The organism is Actinomadura montaniterrae (genome assembly GCF_008923365.1).
Lineage (GTDB): Bacteria > Actinomycetota > Actinomycetes > Streptosporangiales > Streptosporangiaceae > Spirillospora > Spirillospora montaniterrae.
In genome coordinates this window covers 40719-46900 of sequence record NZ_WBMR01000060.1, presented here as the reverse complement: position 1 = coordinate 46900, position 6182 = coordinate 40719, and the positions used below count along the sequence as shown (strand labels likewise).

Below are 6182 nucleotides of genomic sequence, written 5' to 3'. Positions count from 1 at the left end.
CTGCAGGCCGGGCGGCAACGCCCGGCCCTTGCTGCCGATCTTCTTGCGGTGCCGGCGGACGACGCCGGTGGCGTAGGTCAGAGTCTGGCGCGACAACGGCAGCGAAGCACGATACAAAAGCATGCGGGGCCTCTGGTGCGGACGAGGGATTGTGAGAGATCAACCGTCCTACCAGGGGCTCCTTGACGTTCCGGGGCAGCCACACCGACCGCGACCACCATGTGATCAGCAGACCCCGCACGGCTGCTGAAAAAGGGTTCCGTGTATTTCCTTCCCGAGTCATCTATAGCAACTCTATGAGAGCACTCTTCAAGAACGGCTGGACTCTTGCGGCGATTCGGTTGGGTGCCGCTGAATCACGATGACTGAGGGGTGGGGCGCACAGAGATGTTCGGCGCGTCGGCGACGAGGGATGTTCGCAGCGACGACCCAATGGGTTGTTACGACTTCGGGCGATCGACGGCCTGCCGGTCCAGAGCTGTCTGCGCCTCTGGTGGGAGCTCGGCGCCGTCGAGTTCGAACATCAGCGACCGGATGGTCGTGGGCGGATCAGTGCGACCGGTCCCCCAGTGACCGGTGAGAAGTAACGGCCCCTCACATGCCCGCACCGCGTCACCCACACCGTGACCCGTACGCAATCCCCGCGGCATAGCGCGTTCCTGTTGGATGGTCGGTGAGTTCGGCCATGTCCGCACGACCCCAGACCGGCGCATGGGCATCGCCTGCGGGGCAGCGTCCGCCCCGGTCCACCAGGGCCAAAGGGCCGCCTGTGCGGGACTTCGCTCGCAGCCAGAGCCGAAGCGATGAGGTCGTTGTCACGGAAGGAAGCCGACGCCATGTCCGCACGGTACGCCAACGCATTCCTGACCGTGACCAGTACGACAACTGGCGCTCCAACACGGCCACCTGATGCCGCAACACCAGAATCCCGGTTTCCTTCTCCCGATCAGTCAGCGGGAGAAGGCGGAGGGCCGCGAAGGTGTTCGTCACCGGTCAAGTAGGCCAATCGCAACAGCACAGCCACCCATCATCCCGCGACACAGCGGCGTCGTGCCCCACCCCGAAACCGTCCAAGTCAGGTGCCACCGCATGCCAGGCACTACGTCTCTCACCTGTGCGGACCTAGTTTTCAGAAAGCACAGGACCGGCCTTGCTGACCGGGCCTCCGTTCCCGGCGAAGCCGGCACACATCGTCTTCCGCCAGTGCGGGGCTGCGGTGCGATGCCGACGCTCGCGCGGAATTCATTCAGCAGACATTCAGGAGAGGAAGCCTCCAAAGGCCACTGTGGACTGCCACGCCTGGAATTTGAAGGTGGGCCCCCTATAGGTGAACTTGCCAGTGGCCAGGTCGACGATGGCGCCGCGCTTCTCCTCGGTGGGGATGTCGTTCCTACCGCGCGGTTCGAAGGCACCGGCCGGGCTCCTCACGCTGAAGTACTTCGTCGGTCCCGCCCAGGCCAAAACGGCTCCGACTCCTCCGCGCACCGGGCGCACGGAAGTGACCTTGCCTGTGTGCGCGTCTACGAGCACGGCTTTGTCCAGGGTGGGCGAGGGAGTGACCAGAGTGCGTCCGTCAGGTGAGAGCAGGTTGCCGGGGACGCCGGTCAGCTTGACCCCGGAATCGAGGCTTATCCGAACTCGCACGGCGCCGTCCGGGGCGGCGAACACAAGAGGCTTTTCCTTCCGGCTCCAGACGTTCCCGAGAACGATCGTCGACGCGTCCTGGTCGAAACCGATCAGGTCGCCGGAGGGAAGGGCCGTGAGGGCGCCGCTGCTGACATCGGCCAGCAGCGTGCGACGCTGGCCGGGCTCGCCCGAGGTGACCGCGAGCCGCGTTCCGTCATTGGAGAACAGCAGGCTGCCGGGCGCCCTGGCCAGCTGCGGACCGGTTGTTCGCTGTCCGATCAGAGTCGCCTTGCCCGTTGACAGGTCACGGACAACGAGGCGCCGGTCCGCTGCCCGGTAGTACGCCAGGCGCAGGCCGTCCGGGCTGATCGCCATCCCCGCGTCGCCGCTCATGTAATCGTCGGGCTTTACCACCATGGAGCCGATCCCGTCCGCGAGCCGCCACTGCTTCCCAGAGCGGCCGACCACCCGCCACTGGGCACAGTCGCCCGAGACGCTCGTGGTCTCCTCGAGGCTCTGCTTCCTGCAGTGGTCCAGGAAGGCGAACATGATCGGCTCGACCATGCCCGACGGCAGTGGGCCGGGCAGTACACCCGGGGGGTTAAGGATCTTGCCGGGCTCGGTGACCAGAGGCGGGGCCGGCTGTTCGATGGGTTCGGCAGGCTCGGTGCCGCGCCCGACGAGCGTCGCGCCGATGAGGATCGCGGCGGCAATGGCGGCGGCAACGGAGGGGACAGTGATGAGGCGGACGCGCCTGCGGCGGTGCACACCGGCGAGGACCCGGTCGGCGCTCACCTCGCGCGGCGCCCCCTCGGCCAGCTCGTGCAGTGCCTCGTGCAGGTGCGGGCTCATCGTGCCACCTCCGAGATCTCGATGTCGGTCAGGAGATAGACAAGGCCGGGTTCGAGGGCGCGCAGCCGAGCCAGGGCACGGTGGGTCTGGCTTTTCACGGTGCCGATCGAGCAGCCCAGCAGCCGCGCGGTCTCGATCTCGGAGCGGTCCTCGTAGAAGCGCAGCACGATCATCGCGCGCTGCTTGGCGGTCAGCCTCCCGAGCGCCTGGCCGAGGAGCATCGACCGTACGGCGCGGTCGGCGATGTCCGGATGACCCGCGGGCTCGGGCGGCGCCGCGGTCGGGTAGCCGTGTCTGCCCCGCCGCTTCCACCAGTTGAGGTGCTCGTTGTAGAGGATCTTGCGGACGTAGGACTCGGGGTCACCGCCGCTCGATACCCGCTGCCACCGGGGCGCGAGCTTGACCAAGGTCGTCTGCACGAGGTCCTCAGCGAGATGCCGGTCACCGGTGAGCAGGAACGCCGACCGCAGCAGCGCCGGGCCTCGAGCCACAACAAACTCAGGCAAACCGTCGTATCGCACCATCCGCCTCCTTATCACTCGTTACACACACCTAAGAGGCGGCAAAGGTTGGCACCCGGATGAAATTTATTTGATCAAGGCTGGCCATCCGGCTAGGGCCTGGTTCTTGGGTCAGGTGCGGAGCAGGATGGGCAGTTGATGGCGCGGTCGAGGGCGTTCGGCGCTTTAGTGCCCGAGGTCGAAGCCGGGTGGTTGGCCACGGCGGCGTCCCTGGCCGCGGCAGCGCTGCTCTTGCTCGGCCGGCACGGAAATCGTGCGTCCGATCCGCGTCGCCACAGGCACGCGCGGCTGGCGCGCGAGGAGTAGGTCCTGTCGGCCCGCACGAGGTCGGGGCGACGGCACGGGCGGCTCAGCTGGCCGTGCAAGGTTGACAACGTTCACGACGGCGAGGAACTGCAGGCTACCCCTCGACCGAGCCCCCAAGAAGACGCTTCGAAGCCATCGCGGTGATAGCCGGTGAGGGGCTGCCCATCAAGGTCTGCTGCCGCGTTCTGGGCGTCTCTGAGTCCGGGTCTCCACATGTGGCGCAAGCGGCCACCCCTCGATGCGATCGATCCGGCACGCCTGGCTGACCGAACAGATCCGCCGGGTGCACACCGACTCCCGCGGCACCTACGGCGGACAGCGCGTGCACACCGAACTCACCCTCGGCCTGGGCACCCAGGTCGGCCACGGGGCCGCAGACGACGCTGATGCGCCGCGCCGGCCTCCGTGGCCTGCCCGCCTCCCGGCGGCGCCGCCCGATCCACCAGACACCGACAGCAGCCGACCCGGTCGGTTGTCGGTTCGTCCGCGACCGACCCGACCAGTTGCGGGTCACCGACATCACCGAACACCCGACCCGCGAGGGCAAGGTCTACTGCTGCGTGGCCCTGGACGCCTTCTCCCGCAAAATGGCCGGCTGCTCCACCGACTCGGCACAGACCGCCACGCCGGTCACCAACGCCCTGGGCATGGCCATCCAGAACCGCCGACCCGAGCCCGGGACCTTGATCCACTCCGATCACGGAGTGCAGTCCGCCCAGTTCACCTCCTGGATGTTCACCCAGCGTGCCAAGGCCTCCGGACTGGTCGCCTCGATGAAATCGATCGGCGACTGCTTCGACAACGCGGTCATCGAGTCGTTCTGGGGCCGGATGCAGGTCGAGCTGCTCAACCGGCAGCGGTGGCGCACCCGAATCGAGCCGGCCAACGCGATCTTCGAGTACCTGGAGATCGTCCACAACCGCCGACGCCGCCACAGTGCCGCAAGGGATGCTCAGCCCCATCGAGTACGAAAGACACCACTCAGCCCAACTGATCGCGAGAGATTCCAGCATCCCGACCCCACAAAACTCGGGGTACATCACGGACCTCATCGAACCCGGTGGGCTTCAGATCGGGTCCTACTCGCCGCGTTGTCGCGGATGCTGCCCGCGGCACGTGGGAGCACGTTCATGGTGACGCCCGCGACGTTACTGCGGTGGCACCGTGAGCTGGTCGCCCCGCCGGCCACCGGTCCAGCAGGAGATCCGCCGGCTGGTGCTGCAACTGGCCGGCGAGAACTCGGGGTGGGGCCATCCCCGCCTCCACGGTGAGTTGGTCGGGCTCGGTTACCGGGCGTCGGCGGTCACGGTGTGGCGGATCCTGCGCCGCGCCGGTGTGGAGCCGGCACCGCGACGGACCGACGCGCCCTGGGCCGCGTTTCTGCGCGCCCAGGCCTCCGGCGTCCTGGCCTGCGATTTCTTCACCGTCGATACCGCCTTCCTCCAGCGGATGTTCGTGGTGGAGATCGCTACCCGCCGGGTCCACATGCTGGGCTCCACCCGCAACCCGACGGGCGCGTGGGTGACGCGCCAGGCTCAGAATCCGCTGATGGACCCGGAGGCGAGCGCAGGGTTGATCGGCAGCCTCCGCCGCGAGTGCACCAACCGGTTACTGATCTTCTCCCGACGCCATCTGGAAGCCATGCTCAGGATCAACGCCGATCATTTCAACGGCCGTCGTCCACATCGTTCCCTGGGACAACGACCTCCCACTCCAGCGATCACCACGTCTGAAGCGACACGGAGCCCCAGGTCGAACGCAGAATCCGATATCGAAGCCCCACAGGAGGCCACGAGCCGGTGATCTGCGCAAGCCATCGGGCGAGCGTGATTCCGGAAGATGTCTGGATTTCGGGACATAGCCGCTACACGATCACGGTCGTTGGATACTTGCCCGGTGATGAGCGTTCTCTACGTGGTGGGCGATCGGTCGGCATGACGAGCCTGCGGATGCGGGCGGCGGCCGCGTTCGCCGCCGTGGCGCTGCTCTCCTCGGCGCTGGCGTCCGGGGTCGGGTATCCGTTGATGCGGAACGCGACGCTCGAACGCACTCAGGACGCGGTGACGTCCCAGGTGCGGCAGACCGTCGCGCGGCTGGTGCCCGTGCGGATGCCGGTGGACGCGGGCCGGACGCTGGCGGGGACCCTGGAGGCGGCGCTGCGCAGCGCCGACGGCCGCCAGCGGGCCTGCGTGGTGACGCCGCCGCTGACCCGGCCGGCGCTTTCGCCCTCTCCCGGGTGCCTGCATGTGCCAGTGCCGGGCGCTTTCGCCGCGCGGGCCGCGCGGGCCATGGTCGTCCAGCGGGTGCGGTACGCGGGCGGGCTGTACATGCTGGTCGGGACATCCGTGGCCGGATACCGCGTGGCCGACGCGCGGCGCACCACCCCGCCGATCGTCCTGGTCAGCGTCGACCTGGACCGGGAGGCCGCCGACCTGCGGTCGTTCACCCGAGCGATGGCTACGGCGGATGCCGCCGCGCTGCTGTTCGGGCTGGGGCTGGCGCTGGCGGCCGCGCACGGGCTGCTGCGCCCGGTGCGGCGTCTCGGCGCGGGGGCGCGGGCGCTCGCCGAGGGCGAGTTGACGACGCGGGTGGAGGTCCGGGGTCACGACGAGCTGGCCGACTTGGGTCGCGCGTTCAACCAGGCGGCGATCGCTCTGGAGACCACGGTAACCGGGCTTCGCGCGGTGGAAGCGGCGGCGCACCGGTTCGTGGCGGATGTCTCGCACGAACTGCGCACCCCGCTCACCTCGATGACCGCGCTCACCGACGTGCTGGAGACCGACCCGGACCCGGCGGCGGCGCGGCTGGTGGTGACCGAGACGCGCCGGCTCGGCACTCTGGTGGAGCACCTGATCGAGATCAGCCGATCGACGCGGG

Annotated in this window: 4 protein-coding genes and 1 pseudogene; 3 read left to right on the top strand and 2 right to left on the bottom strand. The window is 68.3% G+C overall.

The window, feature by feature from the left end:
* Positions 1 to 1257 precede the first annotated feature (1257 nt).
* Positions 1258 to 2478, bottom strand: coding sequence for a WD40 repeat domain-containing protein (locus F9B16_RS21340; RefSeq protein ID WP_151541868.1), 1221 nt, complete (start codon positions 2476 to 2478; stop codon positions 1258 to 1260).
* Entirely contained in the window at positions 2475 to 3002 is a 528-nt protein-coding gene (locus F9B16_RS21335; RefSeq protein WP_151541867.1) for a SigE family RNA polymerase sigma factor, read from the bottom strand. Before F9B16_RS21335 ends, F9B16_RS21340 begins: the two co-directional genes overlap by 4 nt.
* Before the next feature lie 689 nt (positions 3003 to 3691).
* Here F9B16_RS21335 and F9B16_RS21330 point away from each other — a divergent pair.
* The 3 genes and pseudogenes from F9B16_RS21330 to F9B16_RS53905 all read left to right on the top strand — a co-directional run.
* A complete protein-coding gene (locus F9B16_RS21330) occupies positions 3692 to 4576 on the top strand; it encodes an IS3 family transposase (RefSeq protein ID WP_225991823.1) in 885 nt (294 codons plus the stop codon).
* Positions 4521 to 5108, top strand: a complete 588-nt coding sequence (locus F9B16_RS21325; RefSeq protein ID WP_225991822.1) for a transposase — start codon at positions 4521 to 4523, stop codon at positions 5106 to 5108. Before F9B16_RS21330 ends, F9B16_RS21325 begins: the two co-directional genes overlap by 56 nt.
* Positions 5109 to 5239: 131 nt before the next feature.
* Positions 5240 to 6163, top strand: a pseudogene (locus F9B16_RS53905) (HAMP domain-containing protein); the annotation flags it as partial.
* Between the last annotated feature and the right edge of the window lie 19 nt (positions 6164 to 6182).